Genomic DNA, 19353 nt, shown 5'->3' on the forward strand with positions numbered 1-19353 from the left:
TCTTTCTAACCTGCTGATTTGCGCAAAATTACATAATATTTACTGCTAGCCCTACCGTTGCCTGTAAAATAATGGAAAGCCTGCAATAGTTCATTCTTACATTAATATCTCCGCTATATTATACAAGCGATGTATGTTCATAAAGTTCTTGTATTTGCTTCACAATTTCCTGCGTAGTGACTACGGTTGCATATTCTCCCTGCAAGTTGGCCAGTGAAATGTTGTGCACCAGTTGACTATCAAATATTTCCCCATTCAACCCTCTTAGATTAAATGCCGCACAGGCATCGCTTATTACAAAAGTATGAAAGCCCAGGTTGCCGGCCATTCTTGCGGTTGCTTCCACAGAATTATTGGTAACAAAACCAGCAATAACAAGCGTTTGTATACCTTGTTCAGCCAGGATAGATTGCAAAGGAGTATGAACAAAGGCACTGGTAACGCCTGTCTTCTGAATTATAATTTCGCCTGGAAGTGGTCTTGCAAACTCTTTTATTTCATTTCCCGGCTGACCTGGCAATAGGGGAGATGTATGATTTACTGATAGATGTTGTATATGAAACAGCGGTAATTGCCACTTCCGCCAGTGTTGTAATAATATTTCTATATTTTTCTCTGCTTCCGGATTGTTTCTGTTACCGCCCCAGTACTCAGATTCATCTATTCCCTTCTGGCAATCTATAATAAGCAGGGCTATTTTTTTGTCAGTATCACGCATAGGCAAGTTATCCGGTCAATACTGGCTGATCCGGAATGTATCGTTTACAAATTCATTGTATCGTTGGGAGATCTGATCTGCTTCGATGAGAAAGCCATCATGGCCATACAAGGATTCTATTTCTTCATAATGTGCATCCGGAATGTGTGTGGCAAGGAATTTTTGCTCTTCTACCGGAAACAAAATATCTGTGCGGATACCCAACACCAGGGTTTTTGATTTCACCTGCTGTAGGGCTTGAACTACACTTCCCCGGCCTCTGCCCACATGATGCGAATCCATGGCTTTGGATAGTATCCAGTAAGAAAAAGCGTTAAAGCGTTTCACTAATTTATCACCCTGGTATTGCTGGTAAGATGAAGCCGGAAAATTATCAGTCTGGTCGGTATCTTTACTTGACTGGGTTTTCATATAGGTTTCGTAATTCCGGTACGACAACAGGGCGATTGATCTGGCTGTTTTCATCCCGGCATGACCAGCATCCGGACGTCTTTCTTTCCAGGTGGGATCAGTTTGAATGGCCATTCGTTGCGATTCATTAAAAGCAATTCCCCAGGCCGAATGCTGTGCATTGGTAGCAATTAATACTAAATTTTCAATCAGATGTGGTTGTATCAATGCCCATTCCAGCGCTTGCTGACCACCTAATGACCCACCGATACAGGTGTGAATTTTACGGATGCCTAAATGTTTGCGCAGCAACTCATGTACACCCACCATATCCCGGACACTCACCGCCGGAAAGTTATGATAATACCGTTCCTGAGTAGCAAGGTCCATTGCCAGAGGGCCGGTAGTGCCATAATGTGAACCTAAAATGTTGGCGCAAATGATGCAATGTCGGTCTGGGTCGAAGAGCTTGCCTTCACCTACCAGGCCACTCCACCAGTCGGCTACATTGGAATTGGCTGTTAAAGCATGGCATATCCATATTATATTGTCCTGTGCGGCTGTAGGCGTTCCTGCAATACTGTAAACGATTTGTACTCTAGACAACACTTGACCGGATTCCAGTAGAAAGGGTTGCTCAACATTTAACTGTTTATGTTCCAATTGAAAATTTAATTTATGGTTAAAGTTGAGCCTGTACAGCAATGAACTTTCCGCTGCACAGGCTCAACCTATACTAAACGGCTAGTGCCGACTTTGACACCAGTTGTTCAAAAGCCTGCTGAAGATCAGCTTTGATGTCATCAATATGTTCAATTCCTGCCGAAATGCGTAGTAAGTTTGGATCTACCCCCGCGGCAGTCTGCTCTTGTTCAGACAATTGCTGGTGAGTAGTAGAAGCCGGGTGAATAATTAGTGTTTTGGCATCACCCACATTAGCCAGATGACTTACTAACTTCAGGCTGTTTACAAATTGTTCGGCTTGTGCCTTGCCGCCTTTAATTTTGAAAGATAACACGCCGCCATACCCTCTTTTCAGGTATTTCTTGGCCAGGGAGTAATAAGGACTACTTGACAAACCGGGATAATTTACACCTTCTACCTCTTCATGTTTTTCCAGCCACTGGGCTAATGCCAGGGCATTCTGTACATGGCGGTCTACCCGCAGAGAAAGAGTTTCCAGGCCTTGCAGCAAAAGGAAGGAGTTAAAGGGACTCAATGCTGGTCCGAAATCACGCAAGCCTTCTACCCGTGCCCGGATGATAAAGGCAATGTTTCCGAATGGGCCATTGGTACCGAAAATATCCCAGAATTTCATACCATGATATCCTTCGGCAGGTTCTGTGAATTGCGGGAATTTTCCATTGCCCCAGTTGAAATTACCTGCATCTACTATTACTCCACCAATGCTGGTGCCATGTCCACCGATCCATTTGGTAGCAGATTCTACCACCACGTTTGCCCCATGTTCGATAGGCCGGAAGAGATAGCCACAAGCACCGAATGTATTGTCTACGATCAGTGGAATATCATATTTACGAGCTATAGCAGCAATGGCTTCAAAATCAGGAATGTTAAATTCGGGATTACCAATAGTTTCCAGGTAAAGCGCTTTGGTTTTTTCATCTATTAACTTTTCAAAGCTTTCTGCTTTATCTCCATCCGCAAAGCGTACATCTATGCCTAAACGTTTGAAAGAAACTTTGAACTGGTTGTAAGTGCCTCCATATAAAAATGAAGTAGATACAAAATTATCGCCTGCCTGCATAATATTATTAAGGGCAATAAACTGTGAGGCTTGTCCGGAAGCTACCGCTAAGGCAGCAGCACCACCTTCCAGAGCCGCTACTCTTTTTTCAAATACATCCGTAGTAGGGTTCATAATACGGGTATAAATATTGCCAAACTCTTTCAGGGCAAATAAATTAGCTCCATGTTCGGAATTTTTGAACACATAAGAAGTAGTCTGATAAATCGGTACTGCCCTTGACATAGTAGTTCCTTCTACTTCTTGCCCGGCGTGTATCTGCAAAGTTTCAAATTGGTGTGGAGAAGCCATAATTTAATGTGTTTAGTGTGAATTTGTTAAAAATAACTTAGGTATTAGTATTGAATTTATTTAAAGGTAAGCATAAAATGTAGGTGCTTTTTACCTGATTTACTGCCAAAGCTCCCGCTAAATCCTTTGTTAAAGATTTTAGTGGCAACAACATATAATGCTTACTGATAAAAAATAAGATAAATCATCCAGACTGTTTCCGGATATGCACACGACTGACTGGGAAGATAAAGAATATAAGGTTTCCATCTTGTAATTAATTTATATTTCCTAAAAAATGCTTAGGTAGGAATTAGCACCTTTCTTATGGGTAAGTAGGTTGCCAGAAGTTCACAGAGCCTATTCTCTCCCTTCTTCTGTATAAACCAATTACTGGTTGAGGGTAATTGATTTTGCGAGGGGCAATATTATAAACGTATTTTTATATTTCAAAATATTTGACTGTAATTTTGAACAGTAGTCAGTTTTAATGTTGATTATGATGCACTACTGCCAATACATACTTCAGTTCAATAGTTAGATACTCATCAATAGGTTGAATTCAAGATATATGGCAAGATAGTATTTGGAAAGAAATTTTCAGATACCTTTCTTTGTTACTCCACATATGAAAAATCTATCTATTTTATTTTTATTGCTGATTCTTTGCAGTTTTGACGGAGTTAAGCTAAAGAAGACAAAGATTACCAAAGAAGTAAGCATTTCCCTACCTGCTGATTTCGTGCCCATGACCGACGATGATATGGCCAACAAATATTTTACACCTCAGAAGCCAACAGCGATGTATACCAATCCTGACCGGGTAGTAGACTTTGGATTCAATCAGACACAAACCCGCTGGCGGCCAGAAGATTTGCCTTTGCTTCAGAAATTCTATAAATCCAGTATCGTCTCTTTGTATTCTAAAGTTAATTTTATTCAGGAAACCACCACAATCGTGAATAAGCGCAATTTTGTGGTATTTGAATTTATATCTGAGCTGGTAGATGAAGATCCGAATTCGCTCAAAAAAGGATCGGTAGTAAAGCAGTATTCCTACATGCAGTATACCATTGAAAATAACAAGGTGCTTGTATTTAACTTTACCTGTCCGGCAAACCTGCAACCCAGATGGCAGGAAATAGCCCGGCAAGTAATGGGGACAGTAAAGATAAATGGATAAAAATCAAAAGCCCTGATACTAGATATCAGGGCTTTTGATTTTTAAAGGGAAGATGAATTGAGTAACTTGATACTAAACTTAGTACCGGACCCCCATTTAGACTTCAGACGTATACTTCCTTTTAATTTAGCTATCGCTTCTTTTACAATAAATAAGCCCAAACCAGAACCTTTGGTATCTTCCGAAGCACGGTAGAACATATCAAAGATTTTTTCCTGATGTTCCTTTTTAATACCACGGCCATTATCAAGTACTTCAATAATAGCAAATTTATTCCGGATGGTTGCCTGCACTTTGATGAAGGGATCGTCCTGGTTAAAATTATGATAGGTAACTGCATTAGCGATCAGGTTGTTGAGTATAATTCGCAGACGGCTTTCATCTGAGTTAAACTCCGCATTCTGATCTACTTCTACAGAGAACTGTATTTTTTCGGCGCCAGGAATAAACCGCAGACTTTCAAAGGTTTCGGATACTAATGCAGGAAAATCTACTTTTTCTATCTTTACATCCTGCATTGAATTTCTCGATAACTCCACTATCTCTTTTATAAATGCATCCATGCGGTTTACACTGCTGCGCATCATTTCCAGATAGGTTTTCTGTGCAACAGGATCGGCTTCATGTTGCATGATATAAATGAGACCTAAAATAGACCGAAGAGGTGCCCTTAAATCGTGTGAAGTACTGTATACAAACCGGTCAAGTTCCTGGTTGGCTTTCTCCAGTTGCTCATTTCTTTTCTGTAGGAGTTCTTCAAATTCTTTTCTATCGCTGATATCTACAAACTGAAGAATCAATTTGTGAGGTTCTCCGGAATGATTTTTAAATACCGTAGTTTTTACTAAAACGCACAGCGTATTCCCATCTTTGGTTGTCAGCTTTTTTTCGAGAGAAGAACCTTCCGAATTGATAATACTATGCAATACAGAATATTCACTGTCTGTAACCGTTTCAGAAGATAAAAGATCAATAATATTTTTCTCAGTAAGTTCTTCTTGAGTATATCCACTTAATTGAAGAAATGCCTCATTGGTGGCTTCAATATTTCCTGAAGAAGTAATAATGGCCATTCCAAATGGCAATGCATTGAAAAAACTAGTAGGGTCACCTTCCTTATGCGTAAAAAACATTGTGTTTTCTTTTGAATCCAGATTAAGGAGAGTGGGTAAACGAGCTTCCTGAGAAGGAGAAATTGCTTGTTTGAGTCCTTCTTTCTCTGGCTGGATATTGGAGAAACCATCCTGCTGCTCCCGCTGATATTTTGAAACAGGATTCTTTGCCGGATCATCTCCCTTTAAAGATTGATTATAAACTGGAGTATCTTTATATATAGTATTTATGAAGTTCATGTGAATATGTGCTATGTTGAATAAAATTTACCCTGTGGGGGTTAGTTTCAATAAATAATACAATTTATATCCTTTCAACGCTATAATGATACCTACGTTACAGATAGAATTCTCCCCCTTGATTTTTAGCTGTATGGAATCAGATTTTATAAGGAAATTATTATCAAATAATTAATTATTACCCCATTTAATACATTCATACGGTTGCCTGGTATTTGAAAGCAATTTTTAAATCACCAAAAGTAAAAAGGGAATTTTGCTAAAGGACTTCTACTATGGCATAGGTAAGCAGTTGTAAATCATCGCTAGACCTGGTAGAATTTAATTATAAAAAATAAATGTTGACTGGCTTGGTAAAGAATAAAATAATTAACGGAATCTCTAAAATTCTTACATGAAACAGATTAAATATAAAAATCGAACAAGTTGTTCTGCCAAGTATCGCTTACTATATACCATCTTAAAGGAAAGATTCATCTGTTCATAAGAAGAATATTTGTAAGCTGCTTTAGTATTTAAATAGCTAATTGTCAGTATATTACGTTTCTGCATAAATACTAAAGAATTATCTGAATAAAGTTTTAAAATATAATCTTCTATACGAGCCTGCCATTATTTTTATAATTTATATAAATATTCTAACTTGTACGGCAAATTACGATCTATTATTAAGTTCGGTTCATTTGAAATGAAAATAGCCTATTGTTTTCTTTATACTTATGCTGCTAAGACCATAGCTGCCTGTGGTATATTTATGAGTATAAGCACTTGTTTATTAGCACAAAGCAGCACTAAACCACAACCAGCGAAAAGCGCAGATTTTGCTGCTTATACTGAGCAAATTCCCGGCACAAAAATCTCTTTTGATATGGTGCCCATACAAGGCGGAGAATACCTGATGGGAAGCCCTGCTACAGAAGCCAGCCGGAAGGAAGATGAAGGCCCTCAGCATACAGTGAAAATTGAGCCTTTCTGGATGGGTAAACATGAAATCACCTGGGATGAATACGAGCTGTTTATGTATCAGGAAAAAACTGGCAATCCGGCTGTTTCAGCCGCTGATACCAAAGCTAAAACGGCAGATACCGGCACCGATGCGATCAGTACACCCAGTCCGCCTTATGTAGATATGAGTTTTGGCATGGGTAAATATGGTTTTCCGGCTGTAAATATGACTCAGTATGCGGCCAGAATGTATTGTAAGTGGCTTTCCGCTAAAACCGGCCATTTTTACCGCCTGCCTACAGAAGCCGAATGGGAATATGCCTGCCGGGCCAATACCAAAACAGCTTACCATTTCGGAGATGATCCGGCGCAACTCAATGAATATGCTTGGCATTATGAAAATAGCAATAGCGCCTATAAGAAGGTAGGTACTAAAAAGCCAAATCCCTGGGGCTTATACGACATGCATGGAAATGTTGCCGAAATGACTTTAGACCAGTATCTGCCAGATTTTTATGCGAAGAGTAAACAAGGGGCCGTTAATCCATGGTCTATTCCTAAAGATTTATATCCTCATACTTCCAGAGGTGGTTCCTGGGATGATGATAAGGATAGGCTCAGAAGTGCAGCCCGTATTCCATCCAAACCAACCTGGAAAAAGCGTGATCCGCAAATTCCCAGAAGCGACTGGTGGTTTACCGATGCTTCTTTTTCCGGGTTCCGGATTATTCGCCCGGTAAAACAGCCTACAAAAGCCGAAATGGAGGCATATTATACCAAGCCGCCGGAAGATATATAAGTAATTATTAGCTTATTAGCGCTAACTATGTATTAACACAGATATTATCTATCAATTTATATTTATTTTAATTAAATCAGGAGGGATTTTAACATGTCCGAAAAACCAGAAAACCATAAACTAAGCGGATTTACACGCCGTGATTTTGTAAAAAGTTCCGCTATCCTTGCCGGAGGTACGCTGCTGAGCCAGTTGCCGGTAGGAGCCAGTGCCTATGTTGCAGGCGATGATACAATAAAGGTAGCCGTTATCGGTTGCGGGGGTAGAGGTACCGGAGCAGCTGCCCAGGCCTTGAGCACGAAAGGTAAAGTAAAAATTGTAGCCATGGCTGATGCTTTTCGCGACCGTCTGGATGATAGTTTTGCCAACCTGTCTAAAAAATATGGCAAGGATAAACTGGACGTGCCGGATAAAAATAAGTTTGTTGGGTTTGATGGATACAAACAAGCCATTGCGTTGGCCGATGTAGTAATACTGGCAACCCCTCCTGGTTTTCGCCCCATTCATTTTGAAGAAGCAGTAAAAGCTGGCAAACACATATTTATGGAAAAACCGGTGGCTACTGATGTACCTGGCGTACAAAGGGTGTTGGCTGCTGCTGAAGAGGCCAAAAAGAAGAATCTGAATGTAGTAGTAGGCTTACAACGCCATTACCAGAATAATTACCGGGAAGTACTCAAACGCATCAAAGATGGAGCAGTTGGCGATATTATGTCAGGGCAGGTATACTGGAATGGAGCAGGTGTATGGGTAAAACCACGCCAGGCCAATCAAACAGAAATGGAATATCAGATGCGTAACTGGTATTATTTTAACTGGCTCTGCGGCGATCATATTCTCGAGCAACACATTCATAATATTGATGTAGCCAACTGGTTTAAAGGTGCCTATCCGGTAAGCGCCCAGGGGATGGGTGGTCGCCAAGTTCGTACCGGTAAAGAATACGGGGAAATCTTCGATCACCACTTTGTGGAATTTGTATATGCCGACGGAACGGTTATTTCCAGCCAGTGCCGTCATATTGAGGGATGTATGAACCGGGTTTCCGAAACTTTCCAGGGAACCAAAGGCCGCATAAATATCTCTGGTGATGGGGATGGAGTGATCACTGACCTGAAAGGTGGCAGTATTTATAGTCACCGGGGAAAAGAAGATCCTGATCCGTATCAGACGGAGCACGACGAATTATTTGCCGCCATCCGCAATGGTAAAACCATAAATGATGCCGAATATGGTGCAAAAAGCACGATGACAGCTATCATGGGGAGAATGGCGACTTATTCCGGGCAAGTAATTAAATGGGATGAAGCAATGGCTTCTAATTTAAGTCTGATGCCGGAACGGTTTGCTTTTGATGCCCAGCCTCCGGTACTTCCGGACAAAGATGGATTTTATCCAATACCTGTTCCAGGGAAAACCAAAGTGATGTAAGCCTTATTGGATTATAGAAATGTATAAAGATAAATGCCTGATTTTCAGTCAGGCATTTTATTTTCTGTTTATTACAGAATTTCTGCTTTTGACAATCCAGATTAACCACCGATATGTCATTTGAAAACAAAGTCGCTTTAATAACCGGAGGTGCTTCAGGTATTGGCAAAGCCACCGCCCATACTTTTGCTGAAAAAGGCGTTCATGTCATGATAGCAGATATTATGGAGGATGCAGGCTTTTTGCTGGCCAGGGAATTAAAGGCAAAAGGCGTTAAAGCTGGTTTTGTGAAAGTAGATGTGTGCCAGGCCAGTGAAGTTGAAAACATGGTGGACATTACCTTTAATACATTTGGCAGACTAGATTTTTGTGTGAATAGTGCTGGAATTGAGGGCAGCCGGACAAGAATAGACCAATATCCGGAAGCATCTTTTGAACAGGTAATGGACGTAAATGTAACTGGTTTGTGGCGCTGTATGAAAGCACAATTGCCTTTTCTCATGAAAGGGCAAAGCGGATGTATCGTGAATATTGCTTCTGTAGCCGGACTCAAAGGTTTTCCGGGGCATTGCGCCTATGCGGCCAGTAAGCATGCCGTTATTGGCCTGACTAAAACAGCGGCTATGGAATTTGTTAGATATAATATCCGCATTAATGCCGTATGCCCTGGGTTTACAGATACGCCTATGGTTGAACAAGTATTACAAACCGACCCTGCCTATATGGATAAAATACTCAAATCCATTCCCATGCGCCGTCTGGCAAATGCCCGGGAAATAGCTGATATGGTGGTCTATTTATGCTCAGCACAAGCTACTTTTATTACCGGGCAAGCCTTCGCTGTAGATGGAGGTATTACCGCCATGTAGTTTGTTTGCAATGATACGAATGCAGCAATAACTAAGTGATAGTTAATTATACGAAACCTTTATACAATGAATCAGCCTACATTTACTCTGACAGGGAAAGTTGCTTTAATAACTGGAGCAAGTAAAGGAATTGGCGAAAGTATGGCACGGCTTATGGCCGCAGCAGGCGCACAAGTGGTGGTAAGCAGCCGTAAACAGGAAGCTGTGGATGCGCTTGCAGGCAACATTCAGGCCGATGGGGGAAAAGCTACCGGAATAGCGGCTCATATGGGAAATATGGCACAAGTAAAAACTTTGCTGGATAGGACGGTGGAAATATATGGTGGGGTAGATATTATAGTAAACAATGCAGCAACCAATCCAGTATTCGGCCCGGTAGTAGATTGTGATACGGCAGCTTTTGATAAAATAATGGAAGTAAATGTAAAGGCCCCTTTGAATTGAGTAAACTGGCGTATCCCATTATGAAAAAACGGGGCGGAGGTTCCGTGATCAATATCAGCAGTATAGGTGGTATTTCGCCAGAACCTAATCTGGGCATATATAGTGTAAGCAAAGCCGCGCTCATTATGCTCACCAAAGTAATGGCCAAAGAATGGGGAAAAGACAATATCCGGGTGAATGCCATTTGCCCTGGCCTGATCCAGACAAAATTTAGTCAGGCTTTGTGGCAGAACGAACAGATCTTGCAACGGTTTCTAAAAGAAACGCCTTTGAACCGGGTAGGCCAGCCGGACGAAATAGCATCACTGGGTTTATTTTTAGCTTCTGATTTATCCGCATATTGCACCGGAGCAGTGTTCATGGCAGATGGGGGTCTTACTGCATAACTATTCTATATTTAGTTTTATATAATTAATAATCCATTTTCTATGTTTCATCGTATGCGATTACTTCTGTTTTTGATGCTATCCAGCCTGACGATTAGTTATGCTCAGGTCAAAAAAACAACTACTGGAACTAAGTCTGGTTATGAAAAATGGGTATTACAACCCTTTATTAAGCAGGATGCAGATAATCCTTGTTTAGAGCCACTGGCTACTACTACGTTTGATTGTCCGGTGCGGAAAGAAACCGTCACCTGGGAGGAAAAAGATGTATTTAACCCGGCCGCCATAGTACGGAATGGAAAAGTATACCTATTATACAGGGCTGAAGATAAAGTAGGGAAACATGCAGGTACTTCCCGCATAGGATTGGCCGTAAGCGAAGATGGTGTGCATTTTACCAGAGAACCTAAGCCTGTATTTTATCCGGATAATGATGCCATGAAAGTCTATGAATGGGAGGGAGGATGTGAAGATCCCCGGGTAATAGAAGATGAAAAGGGAACTTATTATATGACCTATACTGCCTATGATGGTACATTGGCCCGGCTTTGTGTGGCTTCTTCCCCAGATCTGGTTCGCTGGACAAAGCACGGACTTGCATTTGCCCAGGCAGGAGAATCTTATAAAGACTTATGGTCAAAATCAGGTTCTATTGTGTGCCGCAGGGTAGGCAACCGGATAATAGCTACCAAACTAAATGGCTTATATTATATGTATTGGGGAGATACTAAATTATTTGTAGCTACTTCCAAAGACCTCATCCACTGGACACCGCTTAAAAAATCAAATGGGGAACTGGCCTTTGCCCTAGAACCCAGACCTGGAAAATTTGATAGTGATCTGGTAGAGCCTGGTCCACCGGCTTTACTTACTGCTGATGGTATTCTTCTGTTGTATAACAGCCGGAATAAAGAAACTGGCGGCGATCCAGATTTGCCATCCTTCACATATGCGGCTGGCCAAGTGCTGTTTGATCCAAAAAATCCGGAGAAGGTGTTACAACGATCTGATAGGCATTTTATGCACCCGGATAAAGATTATGAAATTAATGGGCAGGTAGGAAACGTTTGCTTTGTGGAAGGAATGGTATATCATAAAAACAAGTGGTTTTTATATTATGGTACCGCTGATTCTAAGATTGCAGTAGCCGTTCATGAACCTTCCAAACTGAAATAAATCTTTTAATAACTTCTATCAATTATTGAATATACCTGGTAACTGATTTTATGAACTAAGAGCAATTTCATGCTTATCCCAAGAGAAATTTTTAGATTTTGTTGAATTACAGTTGCTTATCAATTTAGCCCTAATTTATATAAATATATTTATTGTAAAATAAACATATGGAATAGAATTTGCTATAATATAAAGTATTATGTAGGCGATTACATAATGCAAAAAGTGTATATCATAAAGGCCTCTGCTGGTAGTAGGGGCTTTTATTTTTTATATCCTTTAGATTTTTTGCAAAGAAAAAAGCCCCAATGAATAAAAGGGGCCTTAATGAAAGTGACATGTTATTAGCGAAGTCTGCAAATATAGAGAAGCTATGGGTGTCGCAGGTTAAGAAAGCATTATCAAAATGTGAATATTTACTTTTTTAGCAATTTATTCTCCATGTAGCCAGGCTTTCTTAGCTAGTAGTTCATCTTCAGATTCTCTTACATCTGGGTCATCTACACAGCAATCTACCGGACAAACCGCTGCGCACTGAGGTTCTTCATGAAAACCCATACACTCCGTACATTTGTCAGAGACAATATAATAAAATTCGTCAGACACAGGTGTCTGAGAAGCTTTGCCACTGATTACTGTTCCATCTTCCAGTTGTACTTCAGTAAGACTTGTGCCTCCTCCCCATGTCCATTCAATACCGCCTTCATATATGGCAGTATTAGGGCATTCGGGCTCGCAAGCGCCACAGTTGATGCACTCGTCGGTTATCATGATTGCCATTATGTATTCCTCCTTTTTTGTATATATTTAATATAATGCTACTATAACAAAAATGCCTGCCAGATGTTCTGCATTTCTTACTAGTTCAGGTTGCAAACAATAATTGATGAGCAGACAATTCTACAAACCCTACGAATGGTATGCCATCCGGGTTTTATAGCAGGTTTCATTTACAGCCTGCAAATATAGAGCATTATAAAAAACAATACAATAAATGACCGGAATCGTTTTGTTATCAAACTTAGCATAGGAGATTGCCAGGGAAGGATAAGTGCTCAATAAGTGGGTATATATGAAGATATCTACATCTAAAAAATACCTATTTTTAGGTATTTTTTTTTAAATATATGCTTCTCATCTTTGTGCAGTATAGCTATCAGATTTATTATGAAAATTAAATATATACAGCCTGTGAAAGATCATTTGGTGTATGCATTATTGTTGATCTTATCATTGATTATGTTAGGTATGGTTACTTCATAAATATGAGCTGTGCTATAATAGTATTTTATTTATTTTAATTTGTACTGATTCTAGTACTTTTTTAATTTATGTATTGCTTAGCATGGCAACATAGATTGATTGTCATCGTAACTCATTTCCTTCAATTCAGCTAAAAAAGAGGTATTAGGTTTAAAAATAGTTTAAAAGGTGTCATATAGGTGTTAGTTATTAAATAGGATTCTTTTACCAGTATTGGTAACTACAGTGCTGGTAAAAGGCTTATTTTCAGCAGGAAAGGTCTGGCTGTCATTAAAATTTTTTAATAGCGGGAGTTTACCAGAATGGTGTTCCTCCATTAAAGCCAAAGAGAATTTACACCACTATGAAACCTATAAAAATAATTGTCGCCCATTCTCATCCTGATTTTGTTAGAAAGTATCCTTTATGGATTCATTCACCAGACCAAGCCGAAATCTCAGCTGTTACTTTTTGTGTCACCGATTTACTTCAATACCTGGCCAAACAGGATTTTACTATTGTAGTCCTCGACGCCAATCTGTCTGGAACCGACTATGTGGAGCTTACAAAACAGATTAAACGTAAACATCCAAGGTTGCATATACTTTTACTGGCAGACACACTAAAAACCAGCTTGCTGATGGATGCATTTCAGGCAGGCATTTCGGGTTATTTGCAGCGGACTTGTACCTCACAGCAGATAGGAGAGGCGATTAGCGCACTCTCAAAAGGAGAAAATTATATTGACGATTATTTTGCCAGTGAACTTACCCGGCAATACCGCTCTTTTTTTAATAAGCTCTCTACTGCCCGTATGCATATGGAATCTGGCTTTCTGAGCGATCGGGAGAAAGAAGTACTCACCTTGATTGCCGAGGAATACTCTAACAGTGAAATTGCTGAAAAACTGTTTATAAGCACCAATACCGTAGAAACCCACCGGAAAAACCTGATCAGAAAGTTAGGCGTACGTAATTCTCTGGGATTGGTAAAACATGCTTTTCGCAATGGCCTGATTGACCTGAATTAAAGTTTTGAAAGATAGGTTAATTACCAGATCTTCCATTGGTAGGGTTCATGCCGGTCTAACCGTAATTCATGTGTAATGCCTATATCTTTCAGAAAATCCTGGTCATGCGAAACCACTATAATAGAGCCATGAAATTGCGTCAAAGCGCTCACAAGTTCATGAATACTGGATATATCGAGGTTATTGGTAGGTTCATCCAGAATCAGTAAGTCCGGGGAAGCACCAGTTACCAGCAGGCATGCCAGGGCAGCACGCATTTTTTCGCCCCCGCTCAATACATCTGCTTTTTTAAAAACGGTTTCATGATAGAATAAAAATCTGCCCAGGCGGATGCGGAGTTCATGTTCAGGCAAACCATCAGGCGCGAACCGGCGCACATTCTCCAGCAGCGTAAGTTCATTATCCAGCAAAGCTAGCTTCTGATCGAGAATGCCTATCCGTTGGGTTCCTACATATATATTTCCCTGCGTAGGCTGAAGCTGGCCTGTAATTAAATGAAGGAGAGTAGACTTACCAGAACCATTATTCCCACTCAGGCAAAGCCGTTGCCCACCTGATAATTCAAAATCTAAAGCTTCTGCCCATAAGGTTTGCTGTTGTTCAGGAAACTCATAGTTCAGCTGGCTTGCAATAATTAATTTTTTACCGGCAGGTATCTGATGTGTTTCCAGATCAATGGTAATGGTATGTGTTTGAGGTAAGCGTTCTTTGGCTGCTGTTACTTTTGTCTCCAGTTCTTTCATCCGGCTTGCCTGTACAGACTTTGTGAATGACATAGTTTTCTCAGAGGCATCTCTCATATAGTTCAATGCCATTTTGTCCATCCCTTTCTGAATATTCTGTTTTTCACCTCGCGCGCTCCTTTTTTCCTGCTTTTCAAGCATTTGACGTTGTTGGCATATGCTTTTCTTCAGGTCAGCCCGGGCATTGGCATATTGCTGTGCAGCAGCAGCCTGCTCTATTTCTTTTTGCGCCTGATAAAAATCATAATTACCGCCATAGAGCTTGAGCCCTTGTGTGGAAAGTTCCAGGGTTTTATCCATAATCCGGAGCAATTGCCGGTCGTGGCTTACCACCAGCATACCTCTTTTATAGGTACTGATCATCTGGTAGAATGCCTCTCGCGAAGGAGTGTCTAAATGATTAGTAGGCTCATCCAGCAGGATAAAATCGGGTTCTTTCCATAGCAGGCTGGCAAATAATAATCTTGACATTTCGCCACCACTCAGGCTGTAAAACGCTTTTTGCAGGCTAATGTGGGAAAGGTTTGCTTGTTGTAGCAGGTTTTCGATTCTTTCTTCCAGATCCCAGGCATCGTCCAATATGAAATAATCTTGTTCTGTACCCAAGCCAGAAAGAATATGATGCAGCGCTTCTAATTGTTTATCCACACCAAGTACCTGAGCAACAGAATGCGCACTAAAAAGGGAAAAATCCTGTGGAAGGGCAGCTATATTTCCTTCGATAGTAATGGTTCCAATAGTTGGTTGCAGATTTCTGGAAATCAGTTGCAGCAACGTAGATTTGCCGGTGCCATTATCACCAGTAAGACCGGTTTTTCCGGCAGCAATCGTAAAAGTTAAATTATGAAACAGCGTTTGTCCGCTGGGGAGCTGATAGGAGAGTTGTTGAACGGTAATACACATACAATCATCGAATTTAGAGTGGAGAATACTTTAGATGCAGATGATGTTGTGATTTTCATTGGAGTAAACTTAGGTTCAACAAGGACACAAAGTTAATATAGGAATAAGCATATAAAGAAGCATTGACCGGAAAATTTTACAAAAGGCGAATTATCCGGTTAATATACGGCTGTACTATATCACCGGTAGGACGAATGAGTTACGGGTATTTTTGTTGATAATTGATTAAAATATGTACTATCTCGCTTTATATCCAGTAGCAAAGTAAAAGGGTGCATGGTCATTAAATGAACAGATTACTGAATTACCTTAAAATCTTGCCAATAAACTTTAGAATAACTGAATGGAATTCTTTCTAAAATATTTCTACACCCATTCCTTCGGCACCTGTAGGGCAGTCATTATTAAAAGTCGGATTAAATTCCTGAAAGTATTTCTGGGCAGCTAAGGAGTCAGGAATATAGTGTATAGATTTCCGGCCGATATGGTAGATAAACATTTTATCATTGTATGGATGGTGTGTAAAATTAGCACCTGCATACAAATACGCATTCAAGCCATCTTTCCGCACTTTCAGGTTGGGCGTTACAATATTGGCGTTCAAATCGAATTTATTATAGAGAATCATTAGTGATCCACACAAATCCCAGCTGGATTCATATACCACTGCTGGTCCGGAATAAGGACAAATTCCGTCCAGGATTAGCGTACTTCCATCAGGCAAAGTAGGAAACTGTTTACTTATATCTGCTATGATTTGTTCTTGCTTCCTGGTAGAATCCACCCAGAAAGAGGCAATCGTGTTGGAGGCAATAAATGAGCCTGTACCTAGCAAGGCAATAAGCATACTGTATACAATTCTAAACAGCTTTGCAGAAGAAAGAAAGGTGCTCAACCATCCGATCATGCCCACAAAAGAGATGGCCACTCCCACCGATGCTGCCAGGACAATACGATTACCAATTCCGGTAGGCGTGATGGATGCATTCTGGTTAGAAAGGAAAATACCGTATCCGGCACCGAATACCAGGAAACCTGCACATAATACAATAAGAAATGGCAAAGTACTCTCCTTATACTTTTCAATCTTACGTATAGCCTGATATATATAGCCAAAAATCAATAAGCCCACCACCATACTCATGAGTAAGATGGGCGTACTTGGATATTTACTCACAGAAGTTGCGACTACCCTTGGTAAAGCTATGCCGTACTCTCCATAACTTACCATCACTGCTTTAGCTATCAGTTTAGCGAACCATTTTATATGTGCAAATAAACCACCGTGAATTCCCATTCTGGAAGCAGTAGTCACTTTATATACAACAACCATAAACATAGCCAGCAAATTGAGCAGAAACAGCAGCGACCATTTTTTGGTTGAGGCCACCTGGCCTTTTTCCGAATTTTTTAACTGATATGCACTTAACCATACTAGAAATGGATTGATAAAAAAGAGAGGCATAAATACTTCATAACTTAAAGAACTGCATACCAGGCCAAAAATGCTAAGTGCCTTCCAGAAGTAAATCCGTATACTTTTGCTTTGTAAGACCTGCAAATCTGCATATAGGCTTATAAAATACAGGGTCATGCTTAGGCTAACCATAAAGGCCGAAAACCAGAGGCGGTCTGTCGAATAATGAGGCAGCAAAATGAATATAGCTGCAATACTTAAAGCTACGGTTCGACCGATTTGAAGCTTCCGTAAAATAAAATAGAATATAAGTACACCTGTTAAAATGATACCTGAATTCATCAGGTGATGCCCTAGGGGTTCCATGCCAAAGAGCCAGTATGATAAGGCTTGCAGGAAGGCTTGTACCGGACGGGAGGTTATATTGGGAGATACGATGAGTACGTCATAAAATCCTTTTAGCGATTGTTTGGCCACTGTTTTATAATAGGCCAGATAAATCCAGTCATCACTGTAAAAGCCAATTTTATCAATATACAGGATGATGGAAAAAAGCATGATCAGGCTCAGAAATGCAACATCCATCCATACCGTTCTGGAACGAAAGGAAAAGAAATAATCTTCCATAAAGGATTTTTCTTTTATCCGTTGTAATGTGCTCAGATTCATTCGTGATGCGCTTAATTAATTCTAAATACAAGTAACAAATAATATTTGGTACAGAATGGCGAGATCCTCTATTGCTATGTATGATATGCAATTAAACTGGTGTGAATGAGCTTAGAATGTGAAATTTCTATCTTCTCTTCATTATAGGCCTTTCATTGGATGCAATATAATTTTACCTGGTTGCTAATGGATAGTTGATTTAATAAAAGATAACAGAAGCTATTTACCAATGAAGGCAATCGTCTCGAAATAACTGTGTACAGGTTTATTGTAGTACTTCCAGAATAGCCTTTGCTTTAAGCAGGCATTCATCATATTCCTGTTCAGCCACAGCATCGTAGGTAATAGCGCTACCTACCTGAAAAGACAAATATTTATTTTGAGCGTTATAGAGAATACTACGGATTACAACGTTAAAGTCGAAATCTCCTTCTGGCGTAATAAAACCGATAGCACCAGAATATAATCCCCGTCTGGCTTGCTCATACTGCTCAATTAATTCCATAGCTTTTATCTTAGGAGCGCCAGTCATACTGCCCATAGGAAAGGCATTCCGGATGGCTTTTGTAAAAGGGGTTTCTGGTTTAAGCGTAGCCGAAACAGTAGAGATCATCTGATGTAATTGAGGGAAGGTGTAAATGCCAAACATTTCTTCTACGGTTACACTCCCCGTCAGGGCACTTCTGGCCAGGTCATTGCGTACCAGGTCTACAATCATCATATTTTCGGCCATCTCTTTTTCATTATGCCGCAACTGCAGTTTGATATGCTCATCTTCTGCAGGCGTTTTTCCACGTCCGGCTGTTCCTTTGATGGGTTGAGAGAGTAAGCGGCTGCCTTGTTTTTTTAGAAAACGTTCCGGTGACGCACACAAAATATACTGGTTACCGATACGCTGGAAAACAGAAAAAGGCATGGGAGATTTCTGGTTGAGTGCCAGATAGGTTTGCCAGGGTTGTAGTGCTGCATCTTGCGCAAAAAACTCCATACAATAATTAATTTCATATACATCTCCCTCCAGAATATGATTTTTTAGCTCATTTACATGCTGAATATATAGTTCTTTCGAGGTGCGCTGTTGTATAGGTACTTCAATAACCGGAGTTGAAATACTTGTATCGCTGTAGGAGAGGATTTGCTTGTATATGTCGGCAGGTTCTTCCAGAGATTCTATCCAGATATGATCTTCTGCAAAGCGAATAATATGCTGGGGAATATAAAAATAAGCGAGTGGGAAGGATAAATAATCGGGGTGGAGGCTACTTAATGCCTCAATTTCGTTTTTTAAATCATAGGAAAAATAACCTACAAGCCAGTCCTGGTGTTGCTGATGAAATTGCTGTAATGTTTCAAACGTCTGCTGTCCCGAAAAGTGGCACTGTCTGGCAGAGCCAATCGCCAGCATGTTGGGAAAAGCGCCAAAAGGAAAGGAGTACTGGTTATTATTAAAATAATGAATGTGCTGGAAATGTTGTGCCCAGGAAAATGTGCTACGCTTAAAATCTTCAATATTGTCTGTTAAGAATCTCCCTTTCTTTCTTGCATGCATGGACAAATCAAAAAAGCAAAGGTAGGAATCTGACAGAACTTAGTCTGTAGCCTCTGGTATTTTGTTTTT

At 40.3% G+C, this 19353-nt stretch carries 14 protein-coding genes, 1 pseudogene and 1 riboswitch; of the genes and pseudogenes, 7 read left to right on the forward strand and 8 right to left on the reverse strand.

Annotated elements, in window-relative coordinates; translation table 11 throughout:
* Positions 1–118: 118 nt before the first annotated feature.
* From GXP67_RS27420 to GXP67_RS27430, 3 genes are all read right to left on the reverse strand, one after another.
* Positions 119–718 carry a cysteine hydrolase family protein gene (locus GXP67_RS27420; protein WP_162446083.1) on the reverse strand — a complete coding sequence of 200 codons (600 nt, stop codon included), beginning with the start codon at positions 716–718 and terminating at the stop codon, positions 119–121.
* A 15-nt stretch (positions 719–733) separates the two neighbouring features.
* A complete protein-coding gene (locus GXP67_RS27425; RefSeq protein WP_162446084.1) occupies positions 734–1771 on the reverse strand; it encodes a homoserine O-acetyltransferase family protein in 1038 nt (345 codons plus the stop codon).
* A gap of 73 nt (positions 1772–1844) precedes the next feature.
* Positions 1845–3167 (reverse strand): O-acetylhomoserine aminocarboxypropyltransferase/cysteine synthase family protein, encoded by a 1323-nt coding sequence (locus GXP67_RS27430; RefSeq protein WP_162446085.1) that lies wholly within the window; start codon positions 3165–3167, stop codon positions 1845–1847.
* A gap of 258 nt (positions 3168–3425) precedes the next feature.
* Positions 3426–3534, reverse strand: a riboswitch (SAM riboswitch).
* Positions 3535–3774: 240 nt separating this feature from the next.
* Here GXP67_RS27430 and GXP67_RS27435 point away from each other — a divergent pair.
* Positions 3775–4329 carry a hypothetical protein gene (locus GXP67_RS27435; RefSeq protein WP_162446086.1) on the forward strand — a complete coding sequence of 185 codons (555 nt, stop codon included), beginning with the start codon at positions 3775–3777 and terminating at the stop codon, positions 4327–4329.
* Between the two features lie 41 nt (positions 4330–4370).
* Here GXP67_RS27435 and GXP67_RS27440 read toward each other — a convergent pair whose 3' ends face one another.
* The gene (locus tag GXP67_RS27440) at positions 4371–5681 is read right to left on the reverse strand and encodes a PAS domain-containing sensor histidine kinase (protein ID WP_162446087.1); all 1311 of its coding nucleotides are present in this window, start codon (positions 5679–5681) and stop codon (positions 4371–4373) included.
* 754 nt (positions 5682–6435) lie between these two features.
* Between GXP67_RS27440 and GXP67_RS27445 the strand changes: the two genes are divergently transcribed.
* The 5 genes and pseudogenes from GXP67_RS27445 to GXP67_RS27465 all read left to right on the forward strand — a co-directional run bounded on the left by GXP67_RS27445 (position 6436) and on the right by GXP67_RS27465 (position 11731).
* Positions 6436–7425 carry a formylglycine-generating enzyme family protein gene (locus tag GXP67_RS27445; protein WP_162446088.1) on the forward strand — a complete coding sequence of 330 codons (990 nt, stop codon included), beginning with the start codon at positions 6436–6438 and terminating at the stop codon, positions 7423–7425.
* Positions 7426–7518: 93 nt separating this feature from the next.
* The gene (locus GXP67_RS27450) at positions 7519–8856 is read left to right on the forward strand and encodes a Gfo/Idh/MocA family protein (protein WP_162446089.1); all 1338 of its coding nucleotides are present in this window, start codon (positions 7519–7521) and stop codon (positions 8854–8856) included.
* A gap of 113 nt (positions 8857–8969) precedes the next feature.
* A complete protein-coding gene (locus GXP67_RS27455) occupies positions 8970–9725 on the forward strand; it encodes an SDR family NAD(P)-dependent oxidoreductase (protein WP_162446090.1) in 756 nt (251 codons plus the stop codon).
* 66 nt (positions 9726–9791) lie between these two features.
* Positions 9792–10555 (forward strand): annotated as a pseudogene (locus GXP67_RS27460) (glucose 1-dehydrogenase).
* A gap of 54 nt (positions 10556–10609) precedes the next feature.
* Positions 10610–11731: a glycoside hydrolase family 130 protein gene (locus tag GXP67_RS27465; RefSeq protein WP_162446091.1), complete on the forward strand. Its 1122-nt coding sequence runs from the start codon at positions 10610–10612 to the stop codon at positions 11729–11731.
* Between the two features lie 432 nt (positions 11732–12163).
* On the opposite strand, the gene GXP67_RS27470 is transcribed toward GXP67_RS27465, so the two are convergent.
* On the reverse strand, positions 12164–12511 hold the full coding sequence (locus tag GXP67_RS27470; protein WP_162446092.1) for a 4Fe-4S dicluster domain-containing protein: 348 nt from the start codon (positions 12509–12511) through the stop codon (positions 12164–12166).
* Positions 12512–13337: 826 nt separating this feature from the next.
* Here GXP67_RS27470 and GXP67_RS27475 point away from each other — a divergent pair.
* Positions 13338–14003, forward strand: a complete 666-nt coding sequence (locus tag GXP67_RS27475) for a LuxR C-terminal-related transcriptional regulator (RefSeq protein ID WP_162446093.1) — start codon at positions 13338–13340, stop codon at positions 14001–14003.
* 20 nt (positions 14004–14023) lie between these two features.
* On the opposite strand, the gene GXP67_RS27480 is transcribed toward GXP67_RS27475, so the two are convergent.
* The 3 genes from GXP67_RS27480 to GXP67_RS27490 all read right to left on the reverse strand — a co-directional run bounded on the left by GXP67_RS27480 (position 14024) and on the right by GXP67_RS27490 (position 19284).
* Complete coding sequence (locus tag GXP67_RS27480) at positions 14024–15649, reverse strand: ABC-F family ATP-binding cassette domain-containing protein (RefSeq protein WP_162446094.1); 1626 nt, start codon at positions 15647–15649, stop codon at positions 14024–14026.
* Positions 15650–16004: 355 nt separating this feature from the next.
* Positions 16005–17735, reverse strand: a complete 1731-nt coding sequence (locus GXP67_RS27485) for a glycosyltransferase family protein (protein ID WP_162446095.1) — start codon at positions 17733–17735, stop codon at positions 16005–16007.
* Positions 17736–18000: 265 nt separating this feature from the next.
* Positions 18001–19284 carry an anthranilate synthase component I family protein gene (locus tag GXP67_RS27490; protein ID WP_162446096.1) on the reverse strand — a complete coding sequence of 428 codons (1284 nt, stop codon included), beginning with the start codon at positions 19282–19284 and terminating at the stop codon, positions 18001–18003.
* Between the last annotated feature and the right edge of the window lie 69 nt (positions 19285–19353).

Source organism: Rhodocytophaga rosea, from assembly GCF_010119975.1.
Classification (GTDB): Bacteria; Bacteroidota; Bacteroidia; order Cytophagales; family 172606-1; genus Rhodocytophaga; species Rhodocytophaga rosea.